Consider the following 19060-nt stretch of genomic DNA (forward strand, 5'->3'; position numbering starts at 1 on the left):
CCAATTGTCTCCGGCTCTCTGAAAACCTCATTCGTTAAGCTCAGCATGGCGACCGGCCCGTGTGAGGCCCGACTCAGAAACGGTCCAGTGGACCGTTTCAGGGTCAAACGGGCAGAGCCCGGGGCGCAAACGCGCTTGCAACGGTTGATCACCAGAACTTAGGGCAGCGCCTGCCCGAGAGGAGGCGCAAACGCGCCGCCCGTTTTGCCGGAGGCAAAACTCTGGTTTGACGGGGTGGCTCAGCGCGACCCGGCGGTACTGCCGGGCGGAACGTCAATCACCTGCGGTTTTTGTTAATTAGCCCACTGAAGTGAGTTCATCCAAGATGGTTGGTCAAGCAAACTCAAGATCATACGAGTGTTTTGAGAGCGCTAAATTCCTGACTTCAACATCTGAGCCTATGCGAGGCATCAAAAACCCTTTGAGTCGATCGCTGGCATTGGCACCAAGCACAATGGACTTTAGTCGGTAAGGTGCAATCGAATTGTAACCTGCGGAATCACCTTGTGTATTCAAGGCCCTCCACTCGCATTCACGATCCCACTCCTTAGACTTTGACAACACCAGAGCATCATTAACTATGGTTGCTTCTTCACCTGATACGACTAGAGCTCGATGCTTTGGTGGGTTCGCTCGGCGACTACTATTGATCAACCAACGGATAGCTTGAACAGTCGTCAAGGTTGGACGGCTTTCCAAGTATTTTACTTTGGCAACGACTTTCCTAGCTGCAGCCAGATCCTCTTTTTCGCAAGAAAACTCATAACAAAAGGACTGATGAGATGCAGAATAGTAAGCCCACATCAGAGAACTAAAAGGATTGGCTGTAAAACAACAGATCGTTTGCCATTCACGCGCCGCTTCTAAATGTTTAGGAATTCCAGTTTTGAACTGCTCTGGATTGGAATATTCATCTCTAACGTCACGTATTTTCAAATTGAGGTTTCTTGCCTCATCAACGAGATTTCTTCCAGAAATCATAGCATTTCTACCGTATTCACGTTGAAATGCTTTGATTAATCTTTGAATCTCCGCCCGTTCAGAATCGACAATCACAGGCAAAGTGTCGAAAGGATCATTTTGGCTGTTCAAGGAAGAAAACCAAACACACCCATTTTGGGCGGCCTCTAACTCATCCTCTAACCGAGCACGCTTTTCTGGGTCTTCCAAATCGCGATCTGTGTAACCGCGATGCCGATATATCACATTTGGCGGATAACCAGAATTATCCATCCATCTTCAACGCAGAGATGAATGCCTCCTGCGGGATATCCACCTTCCCGAACTGACGCATCTTTTTCTTACCGGCTTTCTGCTTGTCCAACAGTTTGCGTTTCCGTGTGGCGTCGCCTCCGTAGCATTTGGCGGTCACGTCCTTGCGCAGGGCCGAGAGGGTCTCGCGGGCGATGACCTTGCCTCCGATGGCGGCCTGGATCGGGATTTTGAACATGTGGCGCGGGATCAGGTCCTTGAGCTTTTCGCACATCGCCCGGCCCCGCATCTCGGCCCGGTCACGGTGAACCATGGTGGACAGCGCATCGACCGGTTCGTCATTCACCAGCACCGACATCTTGACCAGATTATCCTCGGTATAGCCGGTCATCTGGTAGTCGAACGAGGCATAGCCCTTGGTCACCGATTTCAGGCGGTCGTAGAAGTCGAAGACGACCTCGTTCAGCGGCAGGTCATAGACGACCATGGCGCGGCTGCCTGCATAGGTCAGATCCAGCTGGATGCCGCGGCGGTCCTGGCAGAGTTTCAGCACGTCGCCCAGGTACTCGTCTGGCACCAGAATGGTCGCCTTGATCCGTGGTTCCTCAATATGGTCGACCTTGGACGGGTCGGGCATGTCAGCGGGGTTGTGTAGCTCGATCATCTCGCCGTCTTTCATGTAGACGTGATAGATCACCGACGGGGCCGTCGTGATGAGCTCGATATCGTATTCGCGTTCGATGCGGTCGCGGATGACCTCAAGGTGCAGAAGCCCGAGGAAGCCGCAGCGGAAGCCAAAGCCCAGCGCGGCCGAGGTTTCCATTTCAAAGCTGAAGCTGGCGTCGTTCAACGCCAGTTTGTCGATCGCATCCCGCAGGTCTTCGAATTCGGCCGAGTCCACAGGGAACAGGCCACAGAACACCACCGGCTGCGCGGGTTTGAAGCCGTCCAGCGCGTCTTCGGTGCCGTTGCGGTCATTGGTGATGGTGTCGCCGACACGGGTGTCGCGGACCTGTTTGATCGAGGCCGTCAGGAAGCCGATCTCACCGGGGCCAAGGCTGTCGACCATCTCCATCTCGGGGCGGAAAACGCCGACGCGGTCGACATGGTGCAGGGTGCCGTTCGACATGAACTTGACCCGCATGCCCTTTTTCAGCGTGCCGTCCATGATGCGGACCAGAACGATGACGCCGAGATAGGCGTCGTACCACGAATCCACCAGCATCGCCTTGAGCGGCGCGTCCAGATTGCCCTGCGGCGCGGGCAGTTGCTGCACGATGGCCTCGAGCGTCTCGTGAATGCCCTGCCCCGTCTTGGCGCTAACCTGAATGGCGTCGGTCGCGTCGATGCCGATCACGTCCTCGATCTGTTCGGCCACGCGGTCACAGTCGGACGCGGGCAGGTCGATCTTGTTCAGCACCGGCACGATCTCATGATCGGCGTCGATGGCCTGATAGACGTTTGCCAGCGTCTGCGCCTCGACCCCTTGGGTGGAGTCGACGACCAGCAGCGAGCCTTCGACCGCGCGCATGGACCGGCTGACCTCATAGGCAAAGTCCACGTGGCCGGGCGTGTCGATCAGGTTCAGAACGTATTGCTCGCCATTGTCGGCGGTATAGTCGATGCGAACCGTGTTGGCCTTGATGGTGATGCCGCGCTCGCGCTCGATATCCATGCTGTCGAGCAGCTGTTCCTTCATGTCGCGATCCTTGACCGTTCCGGTCTCTTGGATGAGCCGGTCAGCAAGGGTGGATTTGCCATGGTCGATATGCGCGACGATGGAGAAATTGCGGATATGAGCGAGGTCTGTCATGGGTTGGGGATATGTAGAGGAATCGTGGGTTGGTCAAGCCAAGTCATGAGGTTTGGATTAGAGCAAAAGGTAGTTTATGCGTATCAGAGACTATGCCGAATTGGAAAAGGCACTTTTGGTTCTCCCTTACAAATCAGTAAAGGCATTAAGTTGCCGTGCTGCTCTGCGCTCTCTGGTCTGCGTGAAGAGGTTTCTGGACGCACCAAAACAAGGCAGAAATGAACACTACGCGCTCGCTCCATTCAGAGATCTAAGCCGCGCAATAGTTGAATGCTGTTTTGAAACCGGGCCGTTAGGTGACTCACCATCGGCAGTGCTCAAACTTGGTCGAAGCGAGCTAAAATTGCTGTGCCAAAACGACGAAGCATTTGGTTTTGGATTTCTCAGTTCGGGGAGATGCCTAACCGACGTTCGGTCGGCACGCTTAAAAAAAAGAAATGCGATTTCTTGGACCTCACACGCCCAAGAACTCAATGCACGAACAGAGAGGGAAATCCTCTTCCAGACCCTATGGAATTCAGTGGAGATCGATATCTTCACAATCCGCGCAAACCCTGACCCAATTGAACTCTTTGGAGCTAAAGAATTGACACCTGCACGTGGCCTGCCGGGGGAACCGCGTCATTATCCGGGTGATCTCTTGATATCGCTAAAGCATGCTGGCCGAGACTGGTCATATTGGCACGATTGGTATCTTGGCTTTTTGGACGGTCGCCCGACAGATTGGAAACTGCAGCGAAGTGTCGCTGAAATTGAGGATTCGATTTGGCAAGCAGGCCCGGGAGCCGTTGCATCTGAAATTCGCAGGTTGGAGACTGGGCACTATGAAGGACTGTTCTCTGAAATCGAATTTGATGAGGCTGAAACCGAAGGCGGCACCGGAACCGAGAACACTCGAGCTATAACTCAGAACCGCGATGCTCTGGTTGTGTCTGCTGCCGGCTTGATCGAACAAATCGATGCGTTCAGAGAGATTGTCAGAGGACATAACGGACTTGCTCCAGAACTTCGCAAAGAACTTCTCGAGTTTCTCGGCCTTCTCAAAGAGGAAATCTCGTCATTGATTCAAATGCTACCAAAACCGATGGAAGCTGAAAGTGCCGAATGCTTCCAAAATATCGCCGGCTGGATGGATACATATAAGAACGATCTGACCACCAAACTGAAGCACTATGCTTCTCCTCAGAATGTAGCTGAACTTACGCTTCCCAGCAGTATCGTCTTGGCTGCCACTGGAATCGGTGCGATGCTTGGGCAGCCGTTGGCTGGGGCGGCTGTAGGCGGATTGATCACCAATCAGATGAAACCTGCTCAAGCCGCGAAAGAGTTGTTGAAACGCTCGGAGCAACAGGAGACCGACGCCAAACACGGACAGTTGTAAACTCACCGCGACATTTCAGACTCGTACAATCACTTTTTCGAACCAAGTGATTGATCCGCATCGCAACTTGCACAATACTCTGCCGCAAGCCGAGAGGGGCATCAGACCCGTCCGGGCAGGCAAACACGAGGCTTGAGCATGAAACAGTTCCTCTTAATAGCATTTTGCGCAACGTCGTTGACGGCAGTGGCTCCGGCACCAACCGAGGCTGCACAGATCAAACGGGCGTGCCTGGCATCGGACCGGTCGGCAGCGACGCGGTCTCGGTGCAGTTGCATTCAGCGCGTCGCGGACCAGGCCCTGACCCGCAGTGACCAAAGGACCGTGGCCAAGTGGTTCACCGACCCTCATCAGGCGCAAGAGCTTAAGATGTCGAAGACCGCGCGTGATGATGCGTTGTGGGATCGGTATCAGGCCTTTGGCCAGATGGCGCAGGCGATCTGCAGCTAATCCCTGCCCCGATCAGAATGCTTGACCTGATCCCGACTGCGCCTCAGAAATGGCGCAGCGAAAGGGAAATTGCATGGTTATGAAAGGGCTGACCCTGCGAGGGCTTGAGGTGTTCGAAGCCCTGGCGCGGACCGGATCGGTGGCGCAGGCCGCCGAGATCACGGGGCTCAGCCAGCCCTCGGTCAGCCAGCAATTGCGCAATCTGGAAAAGGCATTAGGCACCGATCTGGTGGATCACGGTCGGCGGCCGATGCGGCTGACGCAGGCCGGGCGCAGCTTTCTGGCCCGGGCCGAGGCGGTTCTGGGTGAGTTACAATTGGCGCAAAGCGAACTGACTGTCATGGATCTGGGCCATCTGACCACGCTGTCAATCGGCCTGATCGATGATTTCGACAATGATCTGACCCCGCGACTGGCGACTCTGCTGGCCGACAGTCTGACACGGTCGAAATTCAAGCTGATCACGCTGTCCAGTCTCGATCTGTTTCAGGCACTTGAAGAACAGCGTTTGCATCTGGCGGTTTCGGCCCATAGCGGTGAGGTGTTGGAAGGTGTGGTGGAGTATCCGCTGGTTCAGGACCCATTCATTCTGGTGACCCCCAAAACAGCGGATAACGTCGACGATGCGCTGCAGAACCTGCCATTCCTGCGCTATGCAAGGGAACAGCTGATCAGCCGACAGATCGAAAGCCATCTGGCGCGCAATCAGATGGAGTTCGAGGAACGGTTCGAGATCGGCTCGCATCTGGCCCTGATGGCGATGGTGGCGCGTGGTCTGGGCTGGGCCATCACGACACCGTTGGGATATATGCGCGCGGCGCGCTTCCATGAGGGCCTGACGGCCTACCCTGCCCCGTTTGGCGAAAGCTCTCGCATGATCTCACTCTTCACACAGTCGGACTGGTCCGATCAGGTGCCGCGCGAGGTAGCCGGGATGATGAGGCGCCTGATGCAGAGTCAGATCATCGATCCGGCAGTCGCGCAATTGCCCTGGCTGAGCGGGCAATTGAAGGTGATTGACGACTAACTCTGCAGATGGGCGTTCAGGCCCGCGACTGTCTCTTCGATCAGGTCCAGCGCCCCGTCGAAATCCCGTGTGTAGTAAGGGTCAGGCACGTGGTCGGCACCGGCCTGAGGTGCGAAATCAGTCAGCAGCCGCACAGGGGTCTCATTGCCGTACGGGCGCAGCGCCTCGATATCCGAGATATTGTTGGCGTCCATCCCGATGATCAGGTCAAACCGATCAAAGTCAGCGGCGGTGAACTGGCGGGCGCGCAAGTCCGAGATGTCCAGCCCGCGGGCCCGCGCGGCCTCTTGCATTGGGCCATAGGGTGGATCCCCAATATGCCAGCCCGAGGTTCCCGCGCTGTCAGTTTCGAATTGCGGTGCGCGGGCGCGAAAGACGCCCTCGGCAGCGGGTGAGCGGCAGATATTGCCCAGACAGACAAAGAGGATACGGTGGGTCATGGGCATGGTTTATCGCGCGGAGGTGAAATGGAAAAGATCGTCATTCTAACCGGAGCCGGAATCTCGGCGGAAAGCGGTCTGGGTACTTTCCGTGATGAGGGTGGCCTGTGGGCCCAACACCGGATCGAAGATGTCGCCACGCCCGAGGGTTTTGCGCGCGATCCGGCACTAGTGCACTCTTTTTACAACGCCCGCCGGGTACAGGCTGCGAAGGCAGAGCCAAACGCCGCTCATGTCGCGTTGGCACGCCTGCAACAGGACTGGCCGGGTGAGGTCATCATCGTCACCCAGAACGTGGATGGCCTGCACGAAGCAGGAGGAGCCAGTGATGTAATCCACATGCACGGTATTCTAGCCGGGGCGCTTTGTGCGGCGTGCGGACACCGATGGACCGCCCCTCCGGAAATGGCTGTAGGCGAGCCCTGCCCGGCTTGCGCCGCACCAACCGCCCGGCCGGACGTGGTGTGGTTTGGTGAGATGCCCTATCGCATGGACGAAATTTATGACCATCTGGCCGAAGCATCCGTCTTTGCCGCAATCGGCACATCGGGTCAGGTTTACCCTGCTGCAGCCTTTGTGCATGAGGCAATCGCATCCGGCGCGCGCACCATCGAGCTGAATCTGGAACCGTCTGCAGGTGTGTCCAGCTTTGACGAAACCCGCTTTGGTCCGGCAACCGAAACTGTTCCACAATGGGTCGCCAAGCTGCTGGGTCGCCGATAGAAGCGGCCCCTCGCGAAGGTAGAAGACATTTCACCAATTTCTCGTTTATGCTGAGAACTCAACAAGCTGGGGGAGACCCATGACTGAAAACGAAACCCAAGACGGCGAAATCGTCGATGATGGCAGCATGGCGGGCCGGGATGCGCTCAGCGAAAATCTGGCCAATCTGTGGTGGACCTTCCTGTTGCGCGGGATATTGGCGGCTCTGGTCGGGATTGCAGCGCTGTTCTGGCCCACGGGCAGCATTTCGTTGCTGTTGCGTCTGGTTGGTGCCCTTCTGGTTCTGGACGGTGCGCTTACACTGATGGGCTTTGGTCGCCGGGGGCTTGTCGGGGGTATCGGGATCGGTGCAGTTCTGATCGGACTGGTGCTGCTGATCTGGCCGGAAGGTGTTGCCAGGATCACATTTTTCCTGCTGGGCGCCTGGGCGCTTATCATCGGGATCGGCTCGCTTATCGCGATTGGACAAATGCATACCTCGGACCCGGAACGTGCGACCGTGCGGAATTCAGGCGTCGTGGCGCTTATCATCGGGCTGGTGCTGATGTTCTGGCCGGGAAGCGGGCTTGTCGCACTGGGTTGGGCGATTGCGTTCTCGGCGCTGGCCTTTGCTGCGGTCATGTTCTTCATGGCTGCGCGCTTCAAGTCAGCTGGAGACCGTGTTGGGATGCGCGTCATCAATCGCTAGACAGCCGCGATCTGACACCTACGCATCAAAACGAAAACAGGCCGGGCATTGCCCGGCCTGACGCATGAATGAGGGCCGCATCGCGGCCTGAAGACAGGCGTTGCCTCAGTTCGAATGCCCGCCGTGGGCACCGCTGTCCTGACGCTCGAGATCGACGGGGATCTCAACCTCGATTTCACCAGCGTTTTCAAAGACCAGAGTCACCGGAACCATCGCACCCTGTTCAAAAGGCTGCGACAGCCCCATGAACATGACGTGGTCACCGCCACGCTGCAGCATGTGCGTTTCACCTGCCGGAATGGCAAAGCCTTCTTCGACATGCATCATCTTCGCGACGCCATTGTCATCAATCATGTGTGTATGAAGCTCAACGCGACCGGCAGCATCGGACGACACACCAATCAGACGATCATCGGTGTCGCCAGTGTTTTCGATCATCATGAAAGCTGCGCCCGCCTTGGCTGTTTTCCCCGAAGACCGGGCATAGGCGTCGCCGATTTTGATCGTTTCTTCAGCAAAAGCGGCGGTGGCAAGTGTTGCAGAGGCCAGCGCGGCGAGCAGAGTGGATTTGAAGGTCATTTGCCTTCTCCTTTTGAATTGTCTGACAGATTGAGTGGAGTTCAGACAGAAAAGGGAGGTGCCCGCGCGGGCTGTGAAGGCCGCGGCGCGGCGATCAGGCTTTCAACCCGATGCGCGGGAGAGGGCAGTACACGATCCGGAGCCTCAGGTAGCCCGGGTTGTGCAACCGCAATAGCGCCCAGCAAAGTCAGAGCAAATTCAGGACAGAAATGAGGTGGTTTGGTCGGCTGGCCGTTTTCGTCCATGTAGACGACGACAGGGCCTTCACCCGTGCACAGAACCATCTGCCCGACGGCAGCATCCACACCACGTGACGCTGCAACGCTCTGCCCGGTCAGAACCAAAAGCAGAGACAATACAAAAGGCAGTGATTTCCGAAGCATCGATACCATTTCGACCAATGGTATAGGCCCAGGCCAGACGGGGCTTCAAGCGCAATCGGCGTGCTGAGACAGTTTGGCCAACTGCGCCATATTCCCCGTCTGGTTATTCAGTATCCGGCAGATTTTGTTACCGGTTATCAAGGCCCGATCTGTTGGTCGGATCTATCGTCATACTTGTATGCAGCCGATTTACCCTTCGCTGGATAACGGTGCAGGTTCTGACTGCCTCGACCAAAATTTTCGAGGGAATTGCCAGAATTTCAGTAAGTCTTACAGGCATGAATATGGCCTCCGATTCTGAATAAGCTTAGACATAATTCAAATTCAGCATATCGTATGTGAACAATATCACTGTAGCACCCCTTATTATTCACAGTTTGGAATAATTCACCCTGATCCACCACGTATGGGTATATGCCAGACTGGCTGGCAGCGACGCCGAAATCAGCTAAATCATAGTCATGAAACCTATCGATCCACACGACATTCAATTTGTGCGATTGCCTGAGATTTCCCCGGACAGAATCATGAAGCACATGTCTGATCCCCGCGTGGCGGCACATCTGCCATTGATGACATCGCCCTGGGATTCAGCTCAGGTGCAGAGCTTTGTCACAGCCAAAGAAATGTACTGGAAACGCGACGGATTGGGGCACTGGGCTATCCTTCACAGGGGGGACTATGTCGGCTGGGGCGGTTTCCAACGAGAAGGCAAAGACTGGGATTATGGGCTGGTTCTGACTGCAGATTCGTTTGGGCTGGGGAATGCCATCACACGAAAGGCACTGGAATTTGCCCGTAATGATCCGCGCATATCCTCGGTAACCTTTCTGCTGCCACCAACCCGGCGCAATCTGGGCGCCCTGCGGCGGCTTGGTGCCGTATCCGAGGGTATGGTCACATATGATGATGCCGGGTTTCAGAAATTCAGGCTGCAGACCCCCTGAAGACCGATACATACAAAGAAAAACCCCTGCTCCATCAGGAACAGGGGTTCGAAATTTCGCTGTGAAAAAGCGTTATGCCGAAGCTTGTGCTTTGGCGATTTCTTTTTTCACTTTCAGTGCGTTCGCGGACAGTTCATCATCCTTGGCTTTCGCCAGGAACGCGTCCAGACCACCACGGTGGTCAACCGAGCGCAGAGCAGCTGCCGAGATGCGCAGCTTAACGCCACGACCCAGTGTTTCCGACTGCAGTGTAACGTCGTTCAGGTTGGGCAGGAAACGACGACGAGTTCTGTTTTTGGCGTGGCTGACATTGTTGCCAGTCATCGGGCCTTTTCCGGTCAGTTCGCAACGGCGCGACATGGTTTCTTCCTTTGTTTCTGGTGGCCGGGCATAACGCCCTCGGCCAAATCACAAGGGGCGCAACCCGAAGTCGCGCCCGAAAACTGGTTGGATGCGTGTAGTGGGAATCGCACGGAGGGTCAAGACGGGCGGGGCGAAATCTTTTGCCGGGATTTCAGATTCCCTGCCGTCGGCTTAGTTCTACATAACCGAGAATACATGAAGCAAGGCTATGAGCGTACCAAATGCCCTCAGATCGCCTGCAACAGTGGCTTGTTGTTCTTCAGGTGCCGCGCGACCAGCTGCGCCTGCTGGCGGCCCTTGGGAATATAGCTGGCCGGATTGGGGGTATAGTTCATCTCGGCCAGTTCCGGGAAGATATCAAAGATCTCACGCCGCGCTTCAGAGCTCAGGGATTTGAGCGCTTCCGGCCCGGTATAAAGGCTCTCGCTTGGAGCGCCTTCGGCAAAGACGATCTCGTGACGATCGAAAAGCAGGTGGAAGTACTCAACACTTTCGACCGTCTCATCGACAAAGATTCCTGGCAGCGCAATCAGCTTGATCGCCGGGATCAGCACATCGGATGCTCCGAACATACGTTCGGCAATCTTGGACTGCACCAGCATCCTGTGCTGGCGCGACACCAGCAAGTCACGTTCTGGCAAACCACCGCCCAGCGCCCCGGCAAGGATACGAACCGGGCGGCGCTTGGCATTATCTTCAAGCGAACCGGTGTCAAAGCGGCGGCGACCGATCCAGCGGAGTGGTTGCATCCCATGACCTTTGGTCGGGATCATATCGCCGGTGCGCAGATCCTGCACGCGAACCGGACCGCGTTCTGATAAGATCAGAGTATCACGGGTAAAGCAGACAAAGCCGGTACCTGTTTCAAAGGTGCTGTAAGTAACGGTGATCCCTGATGGCAGAGTAAAGGTGCCCCCGGAAAGGGAATAGCTGGTTCCGGCGACAACCGTGAAGGTGCCAAATGTGCTGTCATTGACTACCGTGCCTTCGGGCAGGTTAAGCGCATCGGTTCCATTGCCACCCCGAACATCTCCGGAGACGTTTGTGCTGCTGAAATTGAGAGTATCGTTGCCACGTCCCAACCGGATGTTGCCGATACTTGAGCCTTGAACATTGACGGTATCGTCATCCCGCCCGGCATTGAGTTGCCCACCGATCGAACTGTCGGAAACAGTTATGTCATCATTTCCGGCATTGCCACGAACGCTGCCTGAAATGGTGCTGTTGGTCACATTGATCTGGTCTGCCCCGCCACGGGCCCGAATGTCATCAATCGGCGTCCCCTGCGGGGTACCGTTCAGTGTCCCGTTGTTATCGGTGACATCAATATTGTCAGCGCCATTTGTCCCGGTGATGTTGGGCATTGTCGGCAGTTTCCGTTAGCATCGGCTGCGATCAAACTACCCGAGCAAACGCACTTAGCCGGGCAATCTGAGCAACCAAAGATTGAACACGCATACAGAATACATGTTTCTGAGCGAACGAACTACCTCTGACAGTCGTGCGAATTCAATCTGTTGCGAGGATGCTCAGCATGTGATCCGCAGCAGCAGACGGGCTGAGACTGCCTGAACCAACCTCAGTGCCAAGGCGATCCATCTCGGCACGGGCAACTGGTGTTTCCAGTCTGGCCAGCAGGGCATGGCGCACCTCCTGATCAAACCAGAACCGAGCCTGAGTGGCGCGATTTGCATCCCAATGACCATTGCTGCGGCGCCACTCGGTCAAGGCCTGCATCTCTTCCCACGCCTGTTCCAGCCCATGTTCCTCAACCGCTGAAACGGTCATGGCCTTGGGAAAACTCTCAGGATCCTGTGGCCGTTTGCGCAACAGGCGCAGTGCCCCGGCATAGTCGGCGCAGGTGCGGGTCGCCGTGGCCTTCAGATCACCGTCGGCCTTGTTCACAAGGATCATGTCGGCCATTTCCATGATGCCGCGCTTGACCCCTTGCAGCTCATCCCCGCCTGCGGGTGCCAGTAGCAACAGGAACAGGTCGGACATTTCGGACACAACGGTCTCAGACTGCCCCACGCCCACAGTTTCGATCAGCACCACGTCAAATCCCGCGGCCTCGCACAGCGCGATGGCCTCGCGCGTGCGGCGGGCGACGCCGCCCAGATGGCTTTGACTGGGGGATGGGCGGATAAAGGCGTTCTTCTCGCGGCTCAGACGCTCCATCCGGGTTTTGTCACCGAGGATCGAGCCGCCCGAGCGGGCCGAACTGGGATCGACAGCCAGAACCGCGACGCGCAGCCCCTGCCCTGTCAGCATCATGCCAAAGCTCTCGATAAACGTGGATTTACCCACGCCTGGGGTTCCTGAAAGACCAATCCGCAGCGACTGGCGGCCACTGCCCGCCAATTGGTCAAGTAACTGCGCAGCCTGTTCGCGGTGATCAGCGCGTTTACTTTCGACCAGCGTGATCGCTCGGGCCAGTGCCCGCCGATCCCCGTTCAAAATCCTGTCACCTAGGCTGTCTATGTGCATACTGCCCCCAATCTTAACGGCATGACTACTTGCCGCCCCCGGAACCGATTTGTCCAGCCCGGACCGACGAGGAATTTCATCCAATGTCATTTGTTTTTATACGTGTGTTTCCGTTGATACTCGCCATGCTGCCGGTTACCGGTCTTGCAGAGGTCAATCAGAGCCAATTTGCGTTGCGCGCCCTTGGGGTCAAGGTGGGCGAAATGGCGTTGAGTTCCGATATCAACCAGACGCGTTACGCCGTGACAGGCCGGTTGGGAACAACGGGGCTTGCGGGCACAATCAAGCGGGTGCGCTTTATTCTGGAGGTCACCGGCCGACGCAAAGGCGCGCAGTTTCAGCCCAAAAGATATGTCGAGGACATGGACACCGGTCAGCGGGAATCGCGGGTACGACTGGACTATTCCCGGGGGATTGCGCGCGCGAGTGGGCCGAAAGTTGGCGAAGTCAGCGATCATTCCGTGACCGATGCACAGCAACGCGGGGCTGTCGATCCTCTGACGGCGATCTTCATGGTTTTGCGTGATCAGCGCGAGGCCGAACTGTGCACATTGCGTCAGAAGATCTTTGACGGCGAACGGCTCACTGAAATCGCCCTGACACGGCGCAGCAATTCCGGTGATATGGTGCAGTGCAGCGGGCACTTCACACGGCTGGCCGGATATCCACCCGGTGATCTGCGGCAGGGCAGCCGCTTTCCGGTTCTGGTAACCTACGCGCGTTCAGGTGACATCATGCGGGCAATGCGGGTCGAGGCGAAGACGATCTATGGCCCGGCCGTTGTCGTGCGTAAGTAGCCTTCGCTGGACGCCACAGGCGTGATCACCGATAAGGACCGGATGACGACACGCCTGCCCATTGATGACGCCATTCCCGAACTACTAGACGCCCTGCGCAGCCATGGCCGCGCGGTGCTGCAGGCCCCGCCGGGCGCGGGCAAAACCACGCGGGTTCCCCTGGAAATGCTGCAGGCCGGTCTGTGCGAGGGCAAGATCGTGATGCTGGAACCGCGCAGACTGGCAGCGCGCGCGGCGGCCGAACGGATGGCCGAAACCTTGGGAGAGCGCGCGGGCGAGACAGTCGGTTATCGCGTGAGGGGTGAGGCCAAGGTTTCCAAGGCCACGCGTATCGAGGTGGTGACCGAGGGCATTCTGACCCGAATGCTACAATCGGATCCGGACCTGCCGGGCGTCGGCGCAGTGATCTTTGATGAATTCCACGAACGATCGCTGAACGCGGATCTGGGACTGGCCTTGTGCCTTGAGGTGGCCGGTGCGCTGCGGGACGATCTGATCCTGCTGGCGATGTCGGCCACACTGGATGCCGAACCGGTGGGGAAGATGATGAACGCCCCTCTGGTGACCTCGGAAGGACGCAGCTATCCGGTTGAGACGCGCTGGCTTGACCGACCGCTGGGCATACAGGCGCGGCGGCTGGATGCGCTGGTTGATCTGGTGGTACAGGCCGAGCGCGAGACGCGTAACATTGGCGGGGGCATGTTGGTGTTTCTGCCCGGAGAGGGTGAGATACGGCGGGCCGAGACGGCCTTGACCGGACGATTGCCCGATCGATGCGCGGTGCGCCCGCTATTTGGCGCCCTGCCCTTTGCCGCCCAGCGCGCAGCGATAGCGCCTGTCAAAGATGGGCGCAAGGTGGTGCTGGCGACTTCGATTGCCGAAACCTCGCTGACAATTCCCGATATTCGGGTGGTTGTGGATATGGGACAGGCCCGGCGCGCCAGGTTCGATCCGGGGTCCGGCATGTCGCGGCTGGTGACTGAACGGGTGACAAGGGCCGAAGCAACCCAGCGTGCCGGACGCGCCGGGCGTGTGGCCGAGGGGCTGAGCTATCGGCTGTGGTCCAAGGGTGAGGAAGGCGCGCAGGCGGCGTTTCCTCCGGCCGAGATCGAAGCTGCTGACCTGACCGGGCTGGCGCTGGAGTTGGCTCTGTGGGGTGCCGGTGCGGGTGATCTGGCCTTTCTGACCACCCCGCCCGAAGGCTCGATGGCCGAGGCGCGATCGCTGCTGGGCATGCTTGGGGCGCTGGATAGCAAAGGTCGAATTACGGATCATGGGCGGGCATTGGCTGCGCTGCCCTTGCACCCACGACTGGGCCATATGCTGGTTACAGCTGGCACGGATGCAGCGCAGCTGGCTGCCCTGATGGCCGATCGGGATCCGCTAAAGGGCGCGCCTGTGGATCTGAACCTGAGGCTGGAAGCGGTTCGGGACATGCGCGCCTTTCGAAAGAACCGGCCATGGCAGACAAACCCCGCGGTTGTGGATCGGATCAAGCAGGAATCCAAGCGACTGAAAGCACAAGCCGGACAGGTAAGGAACGATTTCAGCCCGGCCTCCATGGCCGCGCTGGCTTATCCGGATCGCATTGGTCAGCGCCGCAAGGGGGATGTTCCGCGTTACGTGTTGTCCGGTGGAAAAGGTGTTGTAATGGACAGCGGTGACACGTTGGCCGGAGCGCCCTATCTGGTGGCGCTCGACACCGATGGCAATCCGCGAGAGGCGAGATTGCGGATGGCCGTACAAATCTCGGAAAGTGAAATTCGTGACCTGTTCGCCGATCAGATCGAATGGGTCGAAAGCTGTGAATGGTCCAAACGCGAACGCAGGGTGATCGCGCGCAGGCAACAGCGGTTCGGAGCGATCACGCTGGATGATCGCATCTGGAAAGACGTGCCGGATGAAGCGATAGCGCGGGCCATGCTGGATGGTGTACGGGATTTGGGCCTGAGGCTGGACGGCGCTGCTGCGCGTCTGGCCGCGCGGGTCGAAATGGTGCGTGCCGATGGCGTGGAACTGCCCGATTTTTCAATCGAAGGCTTGCTATCAGAGCTGGAGGACTGGCTGCTGCCGATGCTGTCAGGTGTCCGCAATGCAGAGGACTGGAAACGGTTCGACCTGTTGCCAGCATTGCAGACTCGCTTGAGCTGGGAGCAGATGCAGGAGCTGGATCGTCGGGCTCCGGCCTCTTTCGTGACCCCGCTGGGGCGCAAGCTGCCGATTGATTACGGCAAGGCCGTGCCCGAAATCTCGGTTCGGTTGCAGGAGCTGTTTGGTGTGTCCAAACACCCTGTGGTCGGCGGTGAGCCTCTTAAAATCACCTTGCTTTCACCAGCGCAGCGGCCCATTCAGATAACCCGCGACCTGCCCGGTTTCTGGGCAGGTTCTTACGCGGATGTGCGCAAGGATATGCGGGCGCAGTACCCCAAACACCCCTGGCCCGAAGACCCAACTCAGGCAGACCCGACATTGCGGGCCAAACGCAGACGCGACTGACGCGGGCCAAAAAGCCCACCCACAACACACCTTGTGCGTGGGATTTTCCCACATATTTGAATATATGTAACAAAATTCGGGCGAAAAACTGCGATTTCCAACACGAAACTTGAGAAATACGTTGTTCATTGTTATGTGACATGAACTTTGGAACATACGCGTGAACTGACGACAAATTATGGCGAAAAAGCTGCGTAAAATATGGGATGAGGTCGCAAGACCGCTATTCCTGCGCCCCCGGCGGGTGCAGTTTGCAGCTTTGTGCACACGAAAAGCCGGGGATCGTGACGATGTTCTGCTGATCACCAGCCGGGACACCGGGCGCTGGATCATCCCCAAAGGCTGGCCAATTGACGGTCTGGATGGATCGGAAACAGCCCTGCAAGAGGCCTGGGAAGAGGCCGGTGTTCGGGTTGCCGATGCGGAAAAAGAGCCGATGGGTCACTACACCTATGACAAGGTGCTCAAGGATGGGACGGCTGAACCTGTTCTGACCAGTGTCTATCACGTTCGTGTCGCCGAGTTGTCCGACAAGTATCCCGAGGCGCATCAGCGCGAGCGGGTCTGGGTTTCTCCTGACGTAGCGGCCGAACGGGTTCAGGAGCCGGAGCTGCGTGATCTGCTGCTTCAGATGTAACAGCATCACTACAATTTTATGACATCGCACTTGCTCCCGGCCGCATAACCATATAGCGCGCTGGCGCCGAAACAACTGACCCGCAGACCGATGTCCGATACACAATCCAAATCCCGCTGGCAGGCTCTGGACCGCGATCTTCAGCGCATCACAAGCGTTGAACGCGCTAACGCCTATGTGGCACGTCCGATGCTGGCGCCTGGTATTGCGCTGGCCTTTATTGCTCTGGCCGGGTTGTCGGCCGCTGTGCTGTTCGGGCATGCCGACGGCAGCATGATCGTTATCGCCGCCGCTGCGTTCGGCGCCTATATGGCGATCAATATCGGCGCCAATGATGTGGCCAACAACATGGGCCCGGCGGTGGGGGCGAATGCGCTGACCATGGCCGGAGCGATCGCGATTGCCGCCGTTGCGGAAAGCGCGGGCGCGTTGCTAGCAGGCGGAGACGTGGTTTCGACCATCTCAAAGGGCATTATCGACCCGATGTCGGTTCAGAACAGCGAAGTCTTCATCTGGGCGATGATGGCGGCACTGATCTCTTCTGCGATGTGGGTCAATCTGGCGACTTGGATCGGTGCACCGGTATCGACAACCCATTCGGTCGTCGGTGGTGTCATGGGCGCGGGTATCGCAGCGGCCGGCTTTAGCGCGGTCAGCTGGGGAACCATGAGCGCGATTGCGGCCAGCTGGGTCATATCACCGGTTTTGGGCGGCGTAATCGCAGCCCTGTTTCTGGCGTTGATCAAGGCCAAAATCCAGTATCAGGACGACAAGATCGCTGCTGCACGCCGCTGGGTTCCGATCCTTGTGGCCGTTATGGCAGGGGCGTTTGCCACCTATCTGGCCGTCAAGGGCCTGAAGCGGATCGTGAAAGTTGATCTGGAAATCGCGATCCTGATCGGCTTTGCCTCGGGCGCGTTGGCCTGGGCCGTTACGGTGCCATGGGTCCGGCGCAAGTCAGAAGGGCTGGAGAACCGCACCCGGTCCCTGAAAACCCTGTTTGGCCTGCCGCTGGTGATCTCGGCCACATTCCTGAGTTTTGCGCATGGCGCCAATGATGTGGCCAACGCGGTTGGTCCGCTTGCCGCCATCGTCCATGTGGCCGAATTCGGTGATTTCGCCGCCAAGGTGGCGATCCCGACATGGGTCATGATCATCGGCGCCTTCGGCATTTCCTTTGGCCTGTTCCTGTTCGGACCCAAGCTGATCCGGATGGTCGGCAGTCAGATCACCAAGCTGAACCCGATGCGAGCCTTCTGTGTGGCTTTGTCAGCAGCTATTACCGTGATCGTTGCCAGCTGGCTGGGGCTGCCCGTTAGTTCAACCCATATCGCTGTCGGTGCGGTATTTGGCGTTGGTTTCTATCGCGAATGGCACGCCGATCAGCGTTGGAAAAAGTCGAACCGTCAGCGCCCGGCTGACCTGCGACTGGCCCGCGAAGAACACCAGAGGCGCAAGTTGGTACGGCGGTCTCACTTCATGACTATTGTCGCGGCCTGGGTGATCACAGTTCCGGCAGCGGCAGTCATGTCAGCTGCGATCTTCTGGTTGCTGACGGCATTCACCTAAACAATCGGTCAGCCTCAGCTGGCGACCTCCGACAGAATCTGATCGGGGGTCAGCGGCTGCTGAGGCGTCTCTTTGATCAATTCCGAAACGCGCGCGCAGCTCGGGGTCGGCACATTCACATCAGCGCCGATCCGGATGATTTCACCTTGCAGACTGTCGATTTCGGTCGGACGGCCTGCCATCAGGTCATAGGCCATCGACAAACGCGCATTGGGATCAATGGTCAGCATCCTGGCAGCGATACGACTAAACAGGAGCGTAGGCAGACGCAGGATATGTGGCGTCATCCATGCAGGCAACGGCGTGGTTGAGGCGACAGGATGCCCTGCAGCCTTGAGAACCCCCAAAGCTTCGGTCATCTGATCCGCCATGAGACGACGCCAGTTGCGGTCCATAAGTTGTTCGCGCAAGGTCAGACCGGACAGTGCATTGAGCGCATTGTTAAGGTTGATGACAAGCTTACCCCACTGCACCGCCTCGATATCTTTGCTTTCGGTAACTGGCAGGCTGGGGCTGTTCAGCTGATCAGCCAGCACACCCGGCCCGTTCTGGATAACGATATCGCCCGAGGTTGCGCGGTGATAAGTCGCCGCATCTGTTGGCACCACGTTGAATGGCACCATGCCTGCACGGACATCACGATCTGGTAACGACGCGCGCAATGTGCGGGCGTTCTCCATTCCATTCTGCCACGATAAGACAGGTGCCGACTTGGGCGCATGGTCAGAGATCAGCTTGGCCATCTCAGCCGTTGCGCCGGTTTTGACCGTCACGATGATAACATCGGCATCCGCCAGACAGGCGGGGTCTTCGGTCAGCACCAGACCATCGGCCGGGACCGTGGTTCTCATACCCGAGAAATCGGTTACCGTCAGACCTTGCTCACGTATTGGATCGAGTACGCGGGCGCGACCCAGCAGCGTGACCCGATGCCCTGCATCTGCGAGCAAAGCACCGCAATAGCAGCCAATGCTGCCCGCACCTGCGATGACAAGTTTCATGGTCGCCCTCCCCTTTCGGAAGAGGATTGCCGGGACTGCTCGTGCAGGCAAGCTTACCGTGACGTCG

General features: G+C 57.7%; 19 protein-coding genes. 10 read left to right on the forward strand and 9 right to left on the reverse strand.

What is annotated here, in order from left to right:
- Window positions 1-333: 333 nt before the first annotated feature.
- The gene (locus tag E1297_RS31360; protein ID WP_155144952.1) at window positions 334-1233 is read right to left on the reverse strand and encodes a DUF2971 domain-containing protein; all 900 of its coding nucleotides are present in this window, start codon (window positions 1231-1233) and stop codon (window positions 334-336) included.
- Entirely contained in the window at window positions 1226-3025 is a 1800-nt protein-coding gene (gene lepA / locus E1297_RS31365; protein WP_155144955.1) for a translation elongation factor 4, read from the reverse strand. The genes E1297_RS31360 and lepA overlap by 8 nt, the downstream gene beginning before the upstream one ends.
- Before the next feature lie 76 nt (window positions 3026-3101).
- On the opposite strand from lepA, the gene E1297_RS31370 reads away from it, so the two are divergent.
- The 3 genes from E1297_RS31370 to E1297_RS31380 all read left to right on the forward strand — a co-directional run bounded on the left by E1297_RS31370 (window position 3102) and on the right by E1297_RS31380 (window position 5883).
- Window positions 3102-4406, forward strand: coding sequence for a hypothetical protein (locus E1297_RS31370; RefSeq protein ID WP_155144957.1), 1305 nt, complete (start codon window positions 3102-3104; stop codon window positions 4404-4406).
- 138 nt (window positions 4407-4544) lie between these two features.
- Complete coding sequence (locus E1297_RS31375; protein ID WP_155144959.1) at window positions 4545-4856, forward strand: hypothetical protein; 312 nt, start codon at window positions 4545-4547, stop codon at window positions 4854-4856.
- Window positions 4857-4929: 73 nt separating this feature from the next.
- Window positions 4930-5883: a LysR family transcriptional regulator gene (locus E1297_RS31380; protein WP_155144961.1), complete on the forward strand. Its 954-nt coding sequence runs from the start codon at window positions 4930-4932 to the stop codon at window positions 5881-5883.
- On the opposite strand, the gene E1297_RS31385 is transcribed toward E1297_RS31380, so the two are convergent.
- The gene (locus E1297_RS31385) at window positions 5880-6323 is read right to left on the reverse strand and encodes a low molecular weight protein-tyrosine-phosphatase (protein WP_155144963.1); all 444 of its coding nucleotides are present in this window, start codon (window positions 6321-6323) and stop codon (window positions 5880-5882) included. The two genes, E1297_RS31380 and E1297_RS31385, sit on opposite strands and share 4 nt — an antisense overlap.
- 27 nt (window positions 6324-6350) lie before the next feature.
- Between E1297_RS31385 and E1297_RS31390 the strand changes: the two genes are divergently transcribed.
- Both E1297_RS31390 and E1297_RS31395 read left to right on the forward strand, forming a co-directional pair.
- Window positions 6351-7046, forward strand: a complete 696-nt coding sequence (locus tag E1297_RS31390) for an NAD-dependent deacylase (protein ID WP_155144965.1) — start codon at window positions 6351-6353, stop codon at window positions 7044-7046.
- Between the two features lie 79 nt (window positions 7047-7125).
- Window positions 7126-7734: an HdeD family acid-resistance protein gene (locus tag E1297_RS31395; protein ID WP_155144967.1), complete on the forward strand. Its 609-nt coding sequence runs from the start codon at window positions 7126-7128 to the stop codon at window positions 7732-7734.
- Between the two features lie 105 nt (window positions 7735-7839).
- On the opposite strand, the gene E1297_RS31400 is transcribed toward E1297_RS31395, so the two are convergent.
- Together E1297_RS31400 and E1297_RS31405 are read right to left on the reverse strand one after the other, a co-directional pair.
- Window positions 7840-8313 carry a copper chaperone PCu(A)C gene (locus E1297_RS31400; protein WP_155144969.1) on the reverse strand — a complete coding sequence of 158 codons (474 nt, stop codon included), beginning with the start codon at window positions 8311-8313 and terminating at the stop codon, window positions 7840-7842.
- Window positions 8314-8354: 41 nt separating this feature from the next.
- A complete protein-coding gene (locus tag E1297_RS31405; protein ID WP_209016108.1) occupies window positions 8355-8696 on the reverse strand; it encodes a hypothetical protein in 342 nt (113 codons plus the stop codon).
- Between the two features lie 527 nt (window positions 8697-9223).
- Here E1297_RS31405 and E1297_RS31410 point away from each other — a divergent pair.
- Entirely contained in the window at window positions 9224-9643 is a 420-nt protein-coding gene (locus tag E1297_RS31410; RefSeq protein ID WP_209016109.1) for a hypothetical protein, read from the forward strand.
- 72 nt (window positions 9644-9715) lie between these two features.
- Here the strand turns inward: E1297_RS31410 and rpmB are convergent, their stop codons facing one another.
- The 3 genes from rpmB to meaB all read right to left on the reverse strand — a co-directional run bounded on the left by rpmB (window position 9716) and on the right by meaB (window position 12493).
- Window positions 9716-10003: a 50S ribosomal protein L28 gene (rpmB, locus tag E1297_RS31415; protein WP_008756960.1), complete on the reverse strand. Its 288-nt coding sequence runs from the start codon at window positions 10001-10003 to the stop codon at window positions 9716-9718.
- A gap of 230 nt (window positions 10004-10233) precedes the next feature.
- The gene (locus E1297_RS31420; RefSeq protein ID WP_155144974.1) at window positions 10234-11370 is read right to left on the reverse strand and encodes a Hint domain-containing protein; all 1137 of its coding nucleotides are present in this window, start codon (window positions 11368-11370) and stop codon (window positions 10234-10236) included.
- A 145-nt stretch (window positions 11371-11515) separates the two neighbouring features.
- Window positions 11516-12493: a methylmalonyl Co-A mutase-associated GTPase MeaB gene (meaB, locus tag E1297_RS31425; protein ID WP_155144975.1), complete on the reverse strand. Its 978-nt coding sequence runs from the start codon at window positions 12491-12493 to the stop codon at window positions 11516-11518.
- Between the two features lie 83 nt (window positions 12494-12576).
- On the opposite strand from meaB, the gene E1297_RS31430 reads away from it, so the two are divergent.
- The 4 genes from E1297_RS31430 (at window position 12577) to E1297_RS31445 (ending at window position 17992) form a co-directional block, all read left to right on the forward strand.
- The gene (locus E1297_RS31430; protein WP_155144977.1) at window positions 12577-13290 is read left to right on the forward strand and encodes a DUF3108 domain-containing protein; all 714 of its coding nucleotides are present in this window, start codon (window positions 12577-12579) and stop codon (window positions 13288-13290) included.
- A 21-nt stretch (window positions 13291-13311) separates the two neighbouring features.
- Complete coding sequence (hrpB, locus tag E1297_RS31435; protein WP_368669755.1) at window positions 13312-15786, forward strand: ATP-dependent helicase HrpB; 2475 nt, start codon at window positions 13312-13314, stop codon at window positions 15784-15786.
- 178 nt (window positions 15787-15964) lie between these two features.
- Window positions 15965-16423: an NUDIX hydrolase gene (locus E1297_RS31440; protein WP_155144979.1), complete on the forward strand. Its 459-nt coding sequence runs from the start codon at window positions 15965-15967 to the stop codon at window positions 16421-16423.
- 90 nt (window positions 16424-16513) lie between these two features.
- Entirely contained in the window at window positions 16514-17992 is a 1479-nt protein-coding gene (locus E1297_RS31445; RefSeq protein ID WP_155144981.1) for an inorganic phosphate transporter, read from the forward strand.
- Between the two features lie 14 nt (window positions 17993-18006).
- Here the strand turns inward: E1297_RS31445 and E1297_RS31450 are convergent, their stop codons facing one another.
- Window positions 18007-18993 carry a 2-dehydropantoate 2-reductase gene (locus E1297_RS31450; RefSeq protein ID WP_155144983.1) on the reverse strand — a complete coding sequence of 329 codons (987 nt, stop codon included), beginning with the start codon at window positions 18991-18993 and terminating at the stop codon, window positions 18007-18009.
- Between the last annotated feature and the right edge of the window lie 67 nt (window positions 18994-19060).

This window comes from Roseibium sp. RKSG952, assembly GCF_009711355.1.

Coding starts and splice junctions, on each gene's coding strand:
- E1297_RS31380 (WP_155144961.1), top strand. CDS start 4,930: ATGGTTATGAAAGGGCTGACCCTGCGAGGGCTTGAGGTGTTCGAAGCC.
- rpmB (WP_008756960.1), bottom strand. CDS start 10,003: ATGTCGCGCCGTTGCGAACTGACCGGAAAAGGCCCGATGACTGGCAAC.
- E1297_RS31400 (WP_155144969.1), bottom strand. CDS start 8,313: ATGACCTTCAAATCCACTCTGCTCGCCGCGCTGGCCTCTGCAACACTT.
- E1297_RS31410 (WP_209016109.1), top strand. CDS start 9,224: ATGAAGCACATGTCTGATCCCCGCGTGGCGGCACATCTGCCATTGATG.
- E1297_RS31420 (WP_155144974.1), bottom strand. CDS start 11,370: ATGCCCAACATCACCGGGACAAATGGCGCTGACAATATTGATGTCACC.
- E1297_RS31405 (WP_209016108.1), bottom strand. CDS start 8,696: ATGCTTCGGAAATCACTGCCTTTTGTATTGTCTCTGCTTTTGGTTCTG.
- E1297_RS31440 (WP_155144979.1), top strand. CDS start 15,965: ATGGCGAAAAAGCTGCGTAAAATATGGGATGAGGTCGCAAGACCGCTA.
- E1297_RS31360 (WP_155144952.1), bottom strand. CDS start 1,233: ATGGATAATTCTGGTTATCCGCCAAATGTGATATATCGGCATCGCGGT.
- meaB (WP_155144975.1), bottom strand. CDS start 12,493: ATGCACATAGACAGCCTAGGTGACAGGATTTTGAACGGGGATCGGCGG.
- E1297_RS31430 (WP_155144977.1), top strand. CDS start 12,577: ATGTCATTTGTTTTTATACGTGTGTTTCCGTTGATACTCGCCATGCTG.
- E1297_RS31385 (WP_155144963.1), bottom strand. CDS start 6,323: ATGACCCACCGTATCCTCTTTGTCTGTCTGGGCAATATCTGCCGCTCA.
- E1297_RS31445 (WP_155144981.1), top strand. CDS start 16,514: ATGTCCGATACACAATCCAAATCCCGCTGGCAGGCTCTGGACCGCGAT.
- E1297_RS31375 (WP_155144959.1), top strand. CDS start 4,545: ATGAAACAGTTCCTCTTAATAGCATTTTGCGCAACGTCGTTGACGGCA.
- E1297_RS31395 (WP_155144967.1), top strand. CDS start 7,126: ATGACTGAAAACGAAACCCAAGACGGCGAAATCGTCGATGATGGCAGC.
- lepA (WP_155144955.1), bottom strand. CDS start 3,025: ATGACAGACCTCGCTCATATCCGCAATTTCTCCATCGTCGCGCATATC.
- E1297_RS31450 (WP_155144983.1), bottom strand. CDS start 18,993: ATGAAACTTGTCATCGCAGGTGCGGGCAGCATTGGCTGCTATTGCGGT.
- E1297_RS31370 (WP_155144957.1), top strand. CDS start 3,102: ATGCGTATCAGAGACTATGCCGAATTGGAAAAGGCACTTTTGGTTCTC.
- E1297_RS31390 (WP_155144965.1), top strand. CDS start 6,351: ATGGAAAAGATCGTCATTCTAACCGGAGCCGGAATCTCGGCGGAAAGC.